This is a genomic window from Nonomuraea sp. H19, assembly GCF_052068215.1.
Lineage (GTDB): Bacteria > Actinomycetota > Actinomycetes > Streptosporangiales > Streptosporangiaceae > Nonomuraea.
Window position 1 is genome coordinate 180,972 of record NZ_JBQHCV010000010.1, and the last position, 14,669, is coordinate 195,640.

Annotated in this window: 15 protein-coding genes and 1 pseudogene; 10 read left to right on the forward strand and 6 right to left on the reverse strand. The window is 69.8% G+C overall.

From position 1 onward, the window contains the following. The first annotated feature begins 93 nt into the window (after positions 1-93). Both ACTMTI_RS23505 and ACTMTI_RS23510 read left to right on the forward strand, forming a co-directional pair. Positions 94-456 (forward strand): type II toxin-antitoxin system RelE/ParE family toxin, encoded by a 363-nt coding sequence (locus ACTMTI_RS23505; RefSeq protein WP_441122638.1) that lies wholly within the window; start codon positions 94-96, stop codon positions 454-456. Positions 457-458: 2 nt separating this feature from the next. Further along, positions 459-809 (forward strand): helix-turn-helix domain-containing protein, encoded by a 351-nt coding sequence (locus ACTMTI_RS23510; protein WP_441122639.1) that lies wholly within the window; start codon positions 459-461, stop codon positions 807-809. A gap of 228 nt (positions 810-1,037) precedes the next feature. Here ACTMTI_RS23510 and ACTMTI_RS23515 read toward each other — a convergent pair whose 3' ends face one another. Beyond that, a complete protein-coding gene (locus ACTMTI_RS23515) occupies positions 1,038-1,667 on the reverse strand; it encodes a TetR/AcrR family transcriptional regulator (RefSeq protein WP_441122640.1) in 630 nt (209 codons plus the stop codon). Positions 1,668-1,769: 102 nt separating this feature from the next. Between ACTMTI_RS23515 and ACTMTI_RS23520 the strand changes: the two genes are divergently transcribed. Together ACTMTI_RS23520 and ACTMTI_RS23525 are read left to right on the forward strand one after the other, a co-directional pair. After that, the gene (locus ACTMTI_RS23520) at positions 1,770-2,729 is read left to right on the forward strand and encodes an oxidoreductase (RefSeq protein WP_441122641.1); all 960 of its coding nucleotides are present in this window, start codon (positions 1,770-1,772) and stop codon (positions 2,727-2,729) included. 46 nt (positions 2,730-2,775) lie between these two features. Further along, positions 2,776-3,204, forward strand: coding sequence for a hypothetical protein (locus ACTMTI_RS23525; RefSeq protein WP_441122642.1), 429 nt, complete (start codon positions 2,776-2,778; stop codon positions 3,202-3,204). Positions 3,205-3,209: 5 nt separating this feature from the next. On the opposite strand, the gene ACTMTI_RS23530 is transcribed toward ACTMTI_RS23525, so the two are convergent. Beyond that, complete coding sequence (locus tag ACTMTI_RS23530; protein WP_441122643.1) at positions 3,210-4,439, reverse strand: plasmid pRiA4b ORF-3 family protein; 1,230 nt, start codon at positions 4,437-4,439, stop codon at positions 3,210-3,212. A 48-nt stretch (positions 4,440-4,487) separates the two neighbouring features. After that, positions 4,488-4,670, reverse strand: a complete 183-nt coding sequence (locus ACTMTI_RS23535) for a hypothetical protein (protein WP_441122644.1) — start codon at positions 4,668-4,670, stop codon at positions 4,488-4,490. Between the two features lie 103 nt (positions 4,671-4,773). On the opposite strand from ACTMTI_RS23535, the gene ACTMTI_RS23540 reads away from it, so the two are divergent. The 4 genes from ACTMTI_RS23540 (at position 4,774) to ACTMTI_RS23555 (ending at position 8,854) form a co-directional block, all read left to right on the forward strand. Beyond that, positions 4,774-5,508: an aminoglycoside 3'-phosphotransferase gene (locus ACTMTI_RS23540; protein ID WP_441122645.1), complete on the forward strand. Its 735-nt coding sequence runs from the start codon at positions 4,774-4,776 to the stop codon at positions 5,506-5,508. Positions 5,509-5,633: 125 nt separating this feature from the next. After that, positions 5,634-6,707: a hypothetical protein gene (locus ACTMTI_RS23545; protein WP_441122646.1), complete on the forward strand. Its 1,074-nt coding sequence runs from the start codon at positions 5,634-5,636 to the stop codon at positions 6,705-6,707. An 83-nt stretch (positions 6,708-6,790) separates the two neighbouring features. Then, on the forward strand, positions 6,791-7,666 hold the full coding sequence (locus ACTMTI_RS23550; protein ID WP_441122647.1) for a nucleoside hydrolase: 876 nt from the start codon (positions 6,791-6,793) through the stop codon (positions 7,664-7,666). A 165-nt stretch (positions 7,667-7,831) separates the two neighbouring features. Next, positions 7,832-8,854, forward strand: a complete 1,023-nt coding sequence (locus ACTMTI_RS23555; protein WP_441122648.1) for a sugar-binding transcriptional regulator — start codon at positions 7,832-7,834, stop codon at positions 8,852-8,854. 229 nt (positions 8,855-9,083) lie between these two features. Here the strand turns inward: ACTMTI_RS23555 and ACTMTI_RS23560 are convergent, their stop codons facing one another. Next, positions 9,084-9,641: a TetR/AcrR family transcriptional regulator gene (locus tag ACTMTI_RS23560; RefSeq protein WP_441122649.1), complete on the reverse strand. Its 558-nt coding sequence runs from the start codon at positions 9,639-9,641 to the stop codon at positions 9,084-9,086. Between the two features lie 91 nt (positions 9,642-9,732). On the opposite strand from ACTMTI_RS23560, the gene ACTMTI_RS23565 reads away from it, so the two are divergent. Further along, complete coding sequence (locus ACTMTI_RS23565) at positions 9,733-10,881, forward strand: FAD-dependent monooxygenase (RefSeq protein ID WP_441122650.1); 1,149 nt, start codon at positions 9,733-9,735, stop codon at positions 10,879-10,881. Between the two features lie 1,274 nt (positions 10,882-12,155). On the opposite strand, the pseudogene ACTMTI_RS23570 reads toward ACTMTI_RS23565, so the two are convergent. After that, positions 12,156-12,320 (reverse strand): annotated as a pseudogene (locus ACTMTI_RS23570) (DapH/DapD/GlmU-related protein); the annotation flags it as partial. Between the two features lie 519 nt (positions 12,321-12,839). On the opposite strand from ACTMTI_RS23570, the gene ACTMTI_RS23575 reads away from it, so the two are divergent. After that, entirely contained in the window at positions 12,840-13,442 is a 603-nt protein-coding gene (locus ACTMTI_RS23575; RefSeq protein ID WP_441122651.1) for an RraA family protein, read from the forward strand. A gap of 131 nt (positions 13,443-13,573) precedes the next feature. On the opposite strand, the gene ACTMTI_RS23580 is transcribed toward ACTMTI_RS23575, so the two are convergent. Next, entirely contained in the window at positions 13,574-14,437 is an 864-nt protein-coding gene (locus tag ACTMTI_RS23580; RefSeq protein ID WP_441122652.1) for a lysostaphin resistance A-like protein, read from the reverse strand. Positions 14,438-14,669 lie beyond the last annotated feature (232 nt).

A 14,669-nucleotide genomic window follows, 5' to 3' on the forward strand; every position in this document is an offset into this window, starting at 1 on the left:
CTCTATGAATTTTGCCGACTTCGCTATGTGTTCACGCCCGAGGAAGTAGCCTGACTCAGAACTTAAGGCTATCCTTGAATCTGGGAGTATCTTTTGGCGTGGACGGTGAAGGTCACGGACGAATACGCGGCCTGGTTCCGCGTGTTGATCAAGGAGGATCTCGAGTCCGCAATCCAGGTCGCACAGGCCGTTGCGGCCCTGCGCGAGGAAGGACCGACCTTGGGCAGGCCGCTCGTCGACCGCCTCAAGGGGAGCAAGCTGCACCACCTGAAGGAACTGCGCCCGGGATCGCGAGGCCTCTCGGAGATAAGAGTGATTTTCGCGTTCGATCCCACCAGGGCCGCGTTGCTCCTGCTAGGTGGCGACAAGGCCGGCAACTGGGAACGGTGGTACAAGGAGAACATCCCGCTGGCCGAACAGCTCTACACCGTCTACACCAGCGATAACGAGGAGTGAACATGCCGAAGAGGACGCCGGGAGACTGGGAAGACCTGGAGCGGGAACTCCACGGTGCCGGAGTTGTCCCGTCAGAGATCGAGGCAGGAGCACGACGCCTGCTCGCCGAGGCGAGGGGCCACCAACTGGCCGAAGCGCGGAAGGAACGCGGCTTGGGCCAGAAGGACGTTGCGGCGATCATGGATGTGAGTGTCGCCCGAGTTTCGCAGATCGAACATGGCGAGGTGATCTCTATCGATGTCATCGCTCGCTATGTCGAGGCACTCGGCGCACGCCTCGACTTGGTCGTCGACTTTGGCGACCGGACCTTGCGGTTGCCTGTCACGGAGAAGCCTGTAGACAGCGCAGCCTGATATCTCTTCGCTCCTGACCGCCTCTACTCCTGAGGGTTTCGTTTCACCGGACTCGGCTGGCTCACCCGGATCGCCGTCGATCGAGCGCTTGGGCGTTCGGGTATCCCAGCGCGCGTGAAGTTTGGAGATGGGCCGCAGTTCGTGGACGGCGCTGCTGGATGTGATGCGACTGGGGCCAGCCGACGACGCCACCGCCATCACCGCCGCCCAGGTCGATGATGAGCATCCTCACCCGCTAACCGGCTCATCGTCGTGCGCCGCCTGCAGGGCGCCGGCGCGCGCGGCGGCCAGTGTGACGCGCACTGCCTGGTCGGCGGTCGTCTCGTCGACCAGGTCGGTGGTGATGAGCAGGCGCAGGTAGATCGGCGCGGCCAGGGTCTTCAACAGCTCGGCAGGATCGGTATCCCCGGGAAGTTCACCGCGCTCCATGGCGCGCATCACCACCGGTTCGGCCCTGGCGAGCCGGTCGTCGAACACGTGCCGCCGGGCCGCGGCGATCTCTGGAAGATGGGCCGCCCCGGTGAACATGGCGGCGAGGATGGCCTGCCCGGTGGGGCTGGTGAACGCCTGGACGAGTGAGCGCGCCAGTGCCTGCAGATCGGTCTCGATCGCTCCGGTGTCGGGAACGGGGATGTCCATTGCCATGTGCTCGGCCAGGGCGTCGGTGAGCAGACTCTCCCGATCCTTCCACCGCCGGTACACCGTCGTCTTGTGGACCCCGGCGCGCTGAGCGACGCTCTCGACGGTCAACGCGGCGTAACCCTTGTCCACAAGTTCGGCGAGCGCGGCGGCGTGGACGGCGGCGCGTACCTTGGCGCCGCGGCCGACCGGCCGGGCAGAGGGTTGATCAGACTGCATTGCAACTCCAAGTTGCGATATTCGTGAGGCGGGTGACAAGATGAGCGTATCGCAACTCAAAGTTGCGATACATTCACCCTGCATCCGTTGAGGTGGCACATCATGCGTAACTCTCTCCCCTGGACCCTCCACGCGATTCCCGACCAGACCGGACGAGTCGCGGTTGTGACCGGAGCCAACAGCGGCATCGGCTACGTCACCGCCCGCGAACTGGCCCGCCGTAACGCACACGTCGTGCTGGCGTGCCGCGACCCCGAACGCGGCCAGGCCGCCCTCACCCGCATGCGGCGTGAGGTGCCCGGCGCTCACCTCGAACTGCGACGGGTGGACCTGGGCAGCCTTACCTCCATCCGAGAATTCGCCACCGGATGGAACTGCGGTCGGATCGATCTACTGGTCAACAACGCCGGGGTGGCGATGGTGCCCCACGCGCTGACCGCCGACGGGTTCGAGTCGCAGTTCGGCATCAACCATCTGGGCACCTTCGCCCTCACCGGCCTGCTTCTGCCGCATCTGCTCGCCGCGCCCGATCCACGGGTGGTCACCGTCAGCAGCGAGGGGCAGCGCTTCGCCCGCTTCGACCTGGAAAACCTCAACGCCGAGCGCCGCTACCGGACGGCGTTCGCGTACGTGCAGTCCAAGCGGGCCAACCTGTACTTCGCCGTCGAACTGCAGCGCCGGGCCGACGCCGCCGGGCTGAAGCTGCGCAGCCTGGCCGTCGCCCCCGGACTCACCCGCACCAACGTCCTCACCGGCGGCGCCAACAGCAGCAGGGGACGGCTGTATACGACCCTCACGCGCCTGCTGGTGCGCATGGCCTTTCGTCCGACCCCGGAAGGGGCGAAGACCTCCCTGTACGCGGCGACCGTGCCGGACCTGCCCGGCGGCAGCTACATCGTTCCCGACGGCCTGCTGCAACTGCGCGGCGAGCCGACTCGCCGTACTCGTGAGCGCGCCATCCGTGACCTCGCCACAGCCACTCGCCTGTGGCAGTTGTCCGAACGCCTTACCGGCGTCACCTACGCCCTATCTGCCGCCACAGCGGCGACACGCCTGCCATAGCATTCATCGGGTATTACGCTGGCCAAGGGATTCATCGTGGTGCGCCGTGGGGACGACGACGGATCCTGAGCTCGGCCGGAATGTGATTTTCATTCGAATCGGGGAACAGGACATGGGCAAAACGATGCCCGACTTACCACAGGGCATCCTCGGCTGGGTCCGAACCGCCTGCTGGGCGGCGCTCGCCCTCTTTCTGGCGGCGTTCGCGGTGTTCGAGAGCGTCAAGTACGGCGTGCCGACCAGCGCGGCGGCGCTGGTGTTCGTCGCCCTGCCCAACCTGGCGCGGCTGGCCCGGGTTCCGGCTTCCGGCGTGCTGCACCAGGCGGTGCACCGGGTGTGGATCCCGCTCGCGGTGCTGGTCGGCTACACCTTCGGACCGATCGTGTGGCCGCCGCTGTTCACCGCCGGGCTCGGCTGGCTCACCCGGATCGCCGTCGATCGAGCACTTGGGCGTTCGGGCGTTTCGGTCCGCTGAATGCGTCAAGCGATCTTCAGCACCGCTCGCCGGACCGCCTCCAGGTCGAAGGCCTCCGGGTCGAACTCCGCGGCGCCGGCCAACCCGGCCCAGCGCACCAGGTGCTCGTGCTCCTCATGACGAGGATCGGCCAGAGCGGCCCGGAACTCGCGGTATCCCCACGTCCCACCGCAGTCCTCCGGCGGGCAGGCGCCTTCCCCTGCCACGACCGCCGGATACCGGACGCCGTCCTCGGCCGTCATCGCACGCTCGATGACGATCTCATGCTCCCAGCTGTCGCCGAGGTCGTACTCCCAGCTGATCCGCGCGCCGTCGCCGCCCGCCACCTCGGCCAAGGTGGTGGCGGTCTCGTCCAGCACATCGAGGTCCCATTCGCGCGAGGGCCGGCCGTAGAGTTGCCCGCCGACGGTGAAGAGGTGCAGGTGATAGTCGGCCCACCCCATGGCCACCGCCAGAATGCGGTGCAACCGGGCCAGCGAGATCCCCGCCGACACCCGTAGCCGCCGCCACACCACCGGCTCGTCGGTGTCCAGCAGCGTCACCTTGAGCTCGTACACCGGCTCGCCCGGACCGGCCTCGCCCAGGCTGCGCCGGACCGGCTCCAGGCCGAGCGGTGTGAGCGCGGCTTCCTCGTTCGTGATCTTGAGCGCTCCCAGGTGTTGCAGCGCGCTCAGCATCCGTTCGGTGTCCTGGTCGTTGACTTCCCGGGCGCGCTCGGGCTTCTCGATGACGAACGGCGCCGACGCCCGTTCCCAGGACAACTCGTACAGCTCCTTCAGGGGCGCGGATCCGCCGTACAACCGGGTCAGCAAGGTACGCACCACCGGCGCGAACTCCTCGTGCAACGGCGAGGTCCACCACCCAGCCGGGCACACTGCCTCGGCCAGCCGTGGAAACGCCTCGAACGCCGCCTCCCACAGCGCTTGCGGGCGAGCGAGCAGCGGACCGGCCTTCTTCACCGGAACCAGCCGCCCTTTGACCACCCGCACCAGGCCGGCGGCCCTGGCCCACAGGAAGATCCGCATCAACCCGGACAGCTCGGCGCTGGACGTGGTCTTGAACACCCGCCCTCCGATGTCGGGGTCGACCACATCACCGGTGTCCAGCAGGGCTACCAGAGTCCTGGCGTCGGCCAGAGTGATCTGGCCGGTGGCGGTCAGTTTCCGGCCCGCGCCGACCCACTCGGTGAATGCCCCCAGGTCCCGCACCACCGGGGATTCCTCTGCCTCATGCACCCGACCAGTTAACAACAGCGAAGCGCTCCTGACTGCTGGAACGCCCCTCTACGCGGTGACCCCTATCGGCGCCTCATCGACGAGTGCCTCGCCGAAACCGGCAGGACCCACTACAACGAGGCGGCGGAGCTGCTGATACGGCTCCGCGAAGTCCACCGGCTCGCGCGCGACGAAGCCGGACCTGGAGGAGCTACGCCTGCGCCACAAACGCCGGCCCACGTTGATCGCCAAGCTCGCCGGCCTGTGACCTTCGTGGCCTACAGCACCGCGCTGCGGAAGCATCCCGGTTCTCCGGGGATGGGCACAGATGGCGATCATGCCCGAGGATGGGATCATGAATCTCCGTGATCGACTTCACCGGCTCATCGGGCGGGACGCCGTCTGGTCGGCGGATCATGAAGGAGCCAGCGGCACGGCCCTGCGGGTGACGTCGGGTTCAGAGGTTTTCTACGTCAAGCATGGCCCTCTCGCCCAAGCCGAGCACCTGCGACTGCGCTGGCTTCGTGGACGCGTCCCGGTTCCTGAGGTGGTCGCCTTCGAAGACCCTGTCCTCGTGCTCGCCGACGTGGGCGCCCCGTCCCTGGAAACCGCCGCGCCCGCCGACATGGGCAGCGTCCTGGGACGGACGCTGCGCGTGCTGCACGAGCTGCCCGTCGCCGAGTGCCCCTTCGACGGCAGGCTGCCGGTCGTGCTCGAACGCACCGACGCCAATGTCCGGGACAGCCTCGTGGACCCGGACGACTTCGACGACGACCATCAGGGGCTGACCTCTGAGGCGATCCAGGAACGACTGCTGGCCACGCGCCCGCCCGTCGAGGACCTCGTCGTGGCGCACGGGGACTACACCCCCTCGAACGTGCTGTTGCCCGCCTCGGGAGAGCCTGTCGTCATCGACGTGCCGGCGCTGGGTGTGGCCGACCGCTACCGCGACCTCGCCATCGCTCACAGGGACCTGTCCGAGGACCACGGCCCGGAAGTCTGGGAGAAGTTCCTTTCGGCCTACGGGCTCGTCGACGACCTCGACGAGGAGCGGCTGTACTACTACCGGCTGCTCGACGAGCTGCTCTGACCCGGGTCACATGCCTTGAGCAGGTGGCCGGCTCCCGGCTCTTATCCGATCACTTCCGCGCGCGAGAATGAAATATATATTCAATCCATGATAATCATTCGCGGCCGCCGCGTCCGGTGGCGCCGGTGAACCAGGAGTCGGCCGCCAAGTTCGGCCCCGAGTACAAGACCCTGCCCGCCGCGGCCGGCGTCGGCATCGAGCCGCTGATCGGCATCACGGCGGTCGCCGACATCGAGGCCAGGCGCGAGGCCATGGCCGACTACATCTGGAAGGGCGAAGGCCCGCCGAAATCGCTGCCGACCGTCGAGAGCGGCGTGAGCGCGCCCGATTTCGCCTCCCTCGCGGGCGTGCGCAGGATCGACCGGCTCAAGATCGCCCTGCGCCACCAGGTCACCGCCACCGTCTACGACCTCGTGCCGCGCCGGACCTGGAACCGGCGGCTGGCGCTCTACCACAACGGTCACGGCGAGCCGTTCGACACCATGCTCCGCACCGTCCAGGCGCTGCTCGACCGGGGCTACCGCGTGATGGTGTACGCGATGCCGTTCCACCACTGGAACCAGCAGCAGATCGCCGACCCGGCCGACCCCGCCAAGCTGCTGCCCAACCCCTCGCACCGCGAGCTGCCGGCCTGGGAGACGGCGCAGTTCTCCGCGCTGACGTTCTTCCTGGAGCCGCTCGTGGTCACGCTGAACTACGCGCAGGCCACGTACCGGACGCTCTCGGTGGAGATGATCGGGTTGTCCGGGGGTGGCTGGACGACCACGGTGTACGCGGCGCTCGACCCGCGCGTCACCCGCAGCTATCCGGTGGCCGGATCGCTGCCGTTCCCCCCGCGGCCGGCGGCGCCGAAGCCGCGGCCCACGATCGGCGACTGGGAGCAGACCAAGGACGCGCTGCCCGGCTTCTACGCCGGGGCCTCCGACAGCTTCCTGGACATGTACGTGATGGCGTCGATCGGTCCGGGGCGCGGGCAGCTGCAGATTCTCAACCGGTTCGACGAGTGCTGCTTCAACGGGGTGGGGCACCGCGCCTACCAGGCTCCGCTGCGCGACCGGGTGGCGCTGCTCGCGGAGGGGCGTCCCGATCGGGGACGATGGGACCTCCTGGAGGACGCCACGCACGACGACCACACCATCTCGCCGTACGCGCTGTCCGTCATCATCTGGGATCTTGACAGCACAAATGTCACAACATAATATCGGAATATAGATGCATCGCTGAATGAATATTCAGTGAGAGGGTGCGCATGGCGAGCAGGACTTTTTCCCACCGGCGCAGAGTGATCGTCAACACTGACGCGAAAAATGAGGCGGACGACCAATTCGCCATCGTGCACGCCCTCCTTTCACCGAGCCTCGACATCCGCGGTCTGGTGGCCGCGCATTTCGGCAACCGGCGCACCCGTACGAGCATGGAAGAAAGCCGCGCGGAAATCGACCTGCTGCTGCGGATGATGAAGCTCGACGGCCAGGTCCGCGTCGAGGACGGGGCGCCGTACGCGCTGCCCGACGTCAACACCCCGGTCCCGGCCCCGGGAGTGGACCTGATCGTCTCCGAGGCCATGCGCGACGTGGCCGAGCCGCTCTACGTGGCCTTCCTCGGCCCGCTCACCGACATGGCCTCGGCGCTGCTGCTGGAGCCGCGCATCGCCGAACGGGACGTGACCGTCGTCTGGATCGGCGGCGGCGGGTACGACGGGCGCGGCGGGCCTGCCGGGCGGCCCGAGTTCAACCTGTCCAACGACATCGTCGCGGCCAACATCGTGTTCTCCTCGGCGCTGCGGGTCTGGCAGATCCCGGCGCCGACGTACCGGATGACGGCCGTCGGCTACGCCGAGCTCGACGCGAAGGTCGCGCCGTGCGGCGAGATCGGCGACTACCTCGTGCGCCAGCTCGTGGAGTGGAACGAGCGGCAGCACGGCGGCTCGATCGAGTTCCGGGTGCTGGGCGACTCCCCCGCCGTCGGGCTGCTGCTCCACCCCGACTGCGGGACCTGGGTGGAGCGGCCCGCGCCGATCTTCCGGTACGACGGATCGCACGACTTCTCCGTCGTGAACCGGCCGATCCGCACCTACGACTCGATCGACGCGCGGTTCATCCACGAGGACTTTTTCGCGAAGCTGCGCGCCTTCGCCGGGGTCCGGGAGAGGGCATGAAAAGCAGGCCCGTCAACGGCGGGAAGGGACGATGCCGCATGATCTCGCCCATCCTCCGGGACCGTAGGCTGCACGACGTGCCGATCGGCCGGCCGGCGGCGTATGCGACCCGGGGGCGCCACCGGACCAGCAGGAGCGGCGGAGCCGAAGCGGAGGCCAACGATCGTGGGAGCTGACAGTCAGTTCGAGAAGGGCCGTCCCGGCGGCGAATCCACGAGGTTCAGCGGTCGCCGGCTCAGCCAGGAGTCCGAGCGCATGCGGCTCCTCGTCCGCGTCGCCCGTCTCTACCACGAACACGGCGTACGCCAGCCGCAGATCGCCGCCCAGCTGCGCATCTCGCAGCCCCGGGTGTCGCGGCTGCTCAAGGAGGCCGCGGAGATCGGCGTCGTACGCACCGTGGTCGTGGTGCCCAGCGGCGTGCACGCGCTGCTGGAGGAGGACCTGGAGCGCAAATACGGCGTCGAGCAGATCATCGTGGTCGACGCCGCGGGCGACAACCACGACGTCGTGGCCGCGCTCGGCTCGGCGGGCGCCACCTATCTGGACGCCACCCTGATCGGCGGCGAGCATCTCGGCATCTCGTCGTGGAGCGCCAGCCTGCTGGCCACCGTGGAGGCGATGCAGCGCCGTCCCATCCACGTGGCCGAGGAGGTCGTCCAGCTCATCGGCGGCGTGGGCAAGGGGTCCGCGCAGGTACAGGCCACCCGGCTGGCCGCCCACCTGGCCGACCTCACCGGCGCCGAGCCGGTCTTCCTGCCCGCGCCCGGCCTGGTCGGCTCCGCGGTCGCGCGCCAGACGCTGTCGGAGGACCATGTGGTGCGGCAGGTCGTGGACGCGTGGTCGCGGCTGACGACGGTGCTGGTCGGGATCGGCAGCCTCGACCCGTCGCCGCTGCTGCGCGGCAGCGGCAACGCCATCTCGGAGGAGGACCTGGAGACGCTGCGCGGGCTGGGCGCGGTGGGCGACGTGTGCCTGCGCTTCTTCGACGCCGAGGGGCGGCTCGTCGACTCGCCGCTGGAGGAGCGCATCCTGGGCATCCCGGCCGCCGACCTGCTGCGGGTTCCGCGGCGGATCGCCATCGCGGGCGGGCGCCGCAAGACGGCGGCGATCCGGGCGGCGTTGCGGGGTGGGTGGGTGAACACGCTCATCACGGATGTGGGCGTGGCCGAACAACTCCTCAAGGACTGATCCGGCTCCCTCCGGGCCGCCCGGCGCCCTGGCCACCGTGCACGTCCCCACGACCGGCCCGCCCTCGGTCGGCGAGTCCGGGACACCGGTGACCGCTCCGTCGCCGGCGCAGCCGACGCGGGTGCTTCACTCACGCAGGCCGACGCGCCGATGCCCGGCTCATCACCGGCGAGGGCGGCCGCCGCCGACGCGCCGCGTACCGCCGTCGCTGTCACGAGAGCACGATCGCTCAGGTCAGGCCGGGTAGCGCGCCGTGCACGATGGCGCGGGCGACACCTTGGACGACGTCCTTGCTGATGCTTTCGGGCGGTGCGGTCACCAGGGTGAACAACGCGCCGCCGTAGAGCGCGATCAGGGTGGGGATGCTCTCGCGGGGAATGGGGAGGCCGAGCTCGGCGTGGTGACCGGCGGTGAACCGCGTCGAAGTGTCCTGCAAGCCCGCAAGAGCTGAGGCCAGCACCGGTCGCCGTACTGCCTCCAGCTGCAGTTCGAAGATCGCCAGATAGCGGTTGCGCAGCGTGGTCGCCGCTTCGAGCAAGGATTCGGCCAGCAGGTCAGCGACCTGTCCTGTCGTGCTCGCGGCGGTCTTGTGGTGCTGAGCGGCCCGGTCCATGTCGGCATGGTGGAGCTCGACGATGCGCTGTGCGGCGGCCACCAGCAGCGCCTCCCGACTGGGGAAGTAGTTCGAGGCTGTTCCCTGCGGGAGTCCGGCGGCTTTCTCGACCGCACGGTGGGTCAATCCGTGCACTCCGGACGTCGCCAGCAGCTCTATGGCGGCATCGGTCAAGGCTCGGCGACGGGCTGGATTGGTGGGCGGCACCCGGCCATACTATACCAGTAACCGTACTAGAACGATCGTAGTGATTGGAGGGAGCATCATGAAGGTCGTGGTGGTAGGCGCCGGTCTGGGCGGGGTGCCGGCCGCGGTGGGACTGCACCGCAGGGGTCATGAGGTGACGCTGTACGAACGCGCCCCCGAGCTTCGGGAGGCCGGCACCGCCATCGTGATCACGCCCAACGGCGTGCGGGCGCTGGATGCGCTGGGGTTGGGCGACTACGTACGCGGCCAGGCCATGCCCGCCGTCACCGGCGGATTACGGGACTGGCGCGGACGGCCCCTGCTGGTCACCGACGTGGCCCAGGCGCAGCAGACGGTCGGGACGACGGCAGCCGTGAGCCGGGCGGAGCTGCACCGGGCCCTGCGTGCACCGCTGCCCGCCGAGTCGGTGCGCACCGCGACGCCGGTTCACCACCTCGAACCCGACCTCACCGGGGTCACGGTGATCAGCGACGGACAGCCCGTGGCCAGGGCCGATGCCGTGATCGTGGCCGACGGCATCGGCAGCGGCCTACGTAGCCGGCTCTTCCCCGGCCACCCCGGGTTGCGGCGGGCCGGCCGGGTGGACCTCCGCGGCATGCTGCCCCGTCCCGCCGGGCTGGACGTGACCGGCCTGCTGGGCAGCATCCTGATCGACCGGCGCAGCGGGGGGATGTTCGGCCTGTTCCCGGTCGGCGAGCGTGACCTGTACTGGTTCACCGACTCCGCGCTGCGCGGAACGCCGCCCGGAGCGGATGAGGCGCTCCGGGACGTGCTGTCCTTGATGGCCGACTGGCACCCGGCGGTCCCGGCGCTGATCGAGGCCACCCCGCCCGCCGACGTCTACGTCGATGCGATCGCCTGCCTGGCCGAGCCGCTGCCGTCGTTCGCGATCGGCAGGATCGCGCTGCTCGGCGACGCCGCGCACGCCATGACCCCCGATCTCGGCCAGGGCGCCAACCAGGCGTTCGAGGACGCGGCCGCGGTGACCCGGCACCTGGCCGACGCCGAACCGGCGGAGGTCACCGAGCGGCTGCTCCGCTACGACGCGGAGCGCCGGCCGCGTACCAGCAGCCTGATGCGGGCCTCGTCCCGGCAGGCGTGGCTGACGTCGCGAACCGGCGCCACGGCGTGGGTGCGCGACACCCTGCTACGCGCGGTGCCACGCCGGCTCGCGACCCGACGGCTCGCTGCCATGTGGCACGTATAGCAGCTCACCCGGCGGGCTGCCGGGAGCGGCGCGTCGTGCCGAGGCACAGCGGCTACGGCTCAGCGGCCCGGACCGGGGAGGTGGATGGCCGGTTCGGGGCGGTGGATGCCGCGGGGGCGGTAGCCGAGGGCGTCCGAGATGCCCAGGTAGTCGGCGAGGAGCCAGATGATGGCCAGCCACATTTCCGTTCCCTGGAGTCCGGGCGTGCGGGTCGCGCCGCTGCCCCGGGTCAGGGCGAAGGAGAAGCCCGCGCCGTCGTGCCAGCCGCCCACCGCGCGGACGAGCTGCCCCCTGGCCCACGCCTCGCCCTCCTCGCGACGGTGCCGCGTCTGCCTGCCCGCCAGCCAGAGCGGGTGGATGACGTCGAGGACGTTGCAGGCGTTGCCGGTGTCCGGGCCGAAGTAGCGGGAGTCGCGTGATTGGGCGAGCACGGTGTCCACGGCCCGCTCCGGGTATGGCAGCGGCACCCCGAACTGCGCGAACGTGCCCCGCGTGAGCCGGTAGAACCCGTTGACCACCTGCAGCCAGCCCGCGTCGGAGTCCGGCTCGCCCCACATCCCGTGCGACTGCGCGCACCTCGTCAGGAGCCAGCCGTACAGGGTCTCGATCTCGCCGTGCAGGCCGAAGTCGGCGAGGTTGCGGTAGAGACCGGTGCCGACCGTGTCCACCCAGGAGCCGGCCGTCCAGGCCCCCCGTTTCCAGTCGAGGGCGTCGAGTGCGGCGACCAGCTCCTTCGAGCCGAGCTCGGCGACGGCGTGCACGGGGTGCTGGAACCGGGTCCCGAGCAGGTCGAGCGCGTAGCCGACGCAGAGCACGTGATAGGCGGCGGATCCCTCCAGCGAGGGTGTTCCGGTGCCGCCGATCTCCGGCACCAGGCCCGTGACGGGGTCCTGCCGGTCGCGCAGGAACGCGACGATCTCCTCCCGCGCCGGGACCGGCGGCGGACCGCCGAGCAGCAGGTCGGCGATCTCCACCGCGTCGCACCAGGCGCGTACGGTGGGCTCGGCGTCCGGCCGGTCCACGTAACGCTCGCCGGTCCAGCACCGGCTCAGCACGGCTTCGGCCTGCTGCCTGGCCTGCGCGGCGAAGCCGGCGAGCAGCCCGGCCACATCTCCGCCCGCAGCGAGTCGACCTGCGGTGCCATGGGGGAACGCATCGTGTGCGAAGCCGCCCGAAGCGACGGCGGGCGCGGCGACGCCCGAAGCGGTGTCGTGGCGCGTGGAGCCACCCGACGTCGCGTCGCGGGGTGCGGCGCTCTCCGAGGCGGCGGGGCGTGGGGTGCGGCGGTCGCGGATGAGGCGGGCCGGGTTGCCGGCGACGATGGCCCAGGCGGGCACGTCCTTCGTGACCACCGAGCCCGCCCCCACGACCGCGTGGTCGCCGATCGTCACCCCGTCGAGCACGACCACGTTCGATCCGATCCACACGTCGTCCCCGATGCGGATCCCCTTCGACGTGGTCGCCTGCCGGAACACCGGCCGGTCCGGGGCGGCCGAATGGTTGAAGCCGAGCAGCGAGGTGTGCGCGCCGACCCGTACCGCATCCCCCATCACCACGCGCCCCCGCGCCACCGCGTACGGGTTGAGCGTGCAGTCGTCGCCCATCACGACGTCGTCGGTGACGTACGTGTGCGCCGCTATGTAGGTGCGCTCCCCCATCCGCAGCCGGTCGGCGTACACCGCCGCCAGCGGCGAGATGAACACCTTCTCCCCCGCCTCCAGAGTCATCCTGGTACGCAGCTCCGCCACGTGCCCCGCCTGGGCCTGCCGTTCCTGCTCGGTCGCGTGGTCCCAGAACAGCCAGGGGCAGAAGTCGAACTTGCCGGGTTCCGTCATGTGATCAGCATTCCTCACGCTCGTCAGTCCGCCACAGCCAGCGTCATCGACCAGGTGTAGCGCCGTTGCGGCACGCGCGGCGGCCCGTCACTCGCGAAGGCGCCGTCCACCTCGGTCGCCACCGTGTACGAGGCCGCCGGACGTTCCGGTCTGATCGACGTGGACCTGGAGCCGCTGCTACCGGGCACCGCCGTGGCCGGTCCGGCTCGCATCGCCCTCTGCGGCCAGGACGACAACCGCGCGGTCCACGAGGTGATGGCGCGTCTCAGCCCCGGAGACGTGCTGGTCCTGACCATGCCGGAGCCGCGCCCCGTCGCCCTCCTCGGCGACCTGCTCGCCACCCAGGCGGCGGCACGCGGGGCGGCCGGGGTGCTGGTGAACGCCGCGGTCCGCGATGTGGCAGACCTGCGTGAGCTCGGCCTTCCTGTGTGGGCGCGCTGGCGCCGGGTCCATGGTGCGGACAAGAACGTCCGCGGCGCGATCGACGTGCCGGTGGAGGTGGGCGGCACCTCGATCACACCGAACCATGTCCTCGTGCTCGACGACGACGGCGCGGTGGCTCTCCCGGCGGGGAGCGTGAACTCCACCCTGGAGGCCGTGCGAGCGTGCTTGGCCAAGGAGGCTGCCCTCCGCGAGCGCTGGCGAACCGGCGAGCTCAGCTACGACGTGTACGGCATGCGCACGGAGGACGAACGACGAACAGCGTCCTGGAGGTCCGGGAGCTGAGCAAGCAGTTCGTGCTGCTCGGCGACCGGATCGTGGTGCTCGGCCGGATCGGCCGGGTGGTCCTGGACAAGGTGATCGACCTGCCCAGGCCGAGCCGCCCTGATCGCTGCCACGTCTCCGGGGATCGGCGGTCACAGCCGGCCGAGCAGCATCGGGACGTAGACGAGGTTGGTGACGACGTGGATGAAGACGATCACCCAGAAGTTCCGGTAGCGAGCCCACAGATAGCCGAGCATCAGTCCGAACACCCCCTGGAAGGCGATGATCGTGGCCAGGCCCAGGAGCGGATCGGCGGCGTCTATGCGGGAGGAGTGCATGAGCGCGAACAGCAGCGAGGAGACCATGATCGCCGGCCACCTGCCGTACAGGACCTCCAGCCGGGTCTGCAGCCAGGCCCGGTAGAAGACCTCCTCCAGCACGCTGGCGGTCAGCAAGGTGATCAGTGAGGCGATGGCCAGCGTGACCGGGTCGGGCAGATCCTGCGTGAGCGGGACCGCCAGCGGGCCTACCTGAGAGAGCAGGAACCAGGCCAGGACCGCGGGCAGCGGAGCCAGCCAGGTCACCGGGGCGATGATGGTCCTGGTCTTGGGGCCGTCCGCCCTGATCACCCGGAACGCCACCAGCGGGAGGACCAGCAGCACCACGACCTTGACCACCACGTACAGGTCGCCCTGAGCCAGCGGGATGGTCAACGCCATGAGCACGGCCACCGCCACCAGCGTCCATGCCTCCCGCCGCAACCGCGGCCTCGGCAGGTCCACCGCTGGTAGCGGCACCTCACGCCGGGGCGGGATCAGGCGGGCCAGGACGATGGCGGCCAGCGGCGGCAGCGCCGCCGCCCACAGGGACGCCGGCGCCGCGCCAGGGTCGGCCGAGCGGGCGACCTCGGTATTGCCCGTGATCCATAACCATGCGTAGGCGAGCGCGAACACCGCCATGCCCGCACCCGTCATCAACCAAGCCGACGGCGCCCGGCGGGAATCGAGAGGAACCATGCGCACGATGATCCCAGGCGCCAGGTCGTGCCGACTCCTTCGACGGCATGACTCGGCCGTCAATCGTTCGGAGTATCCGGGCCTTCTCCGCAAGGCGAGCGCCTCCGTCCGGCACCCCCGTGCCGTGAGCGTCACCGTGGCCTCGCTGGTACAGGCCCGGATATCTCAGCGGGTGTCGCGGGCCGCGCGGTTGATGAGGTCGGTGACCGCGGCGGGTTCGGAGACGGAGACC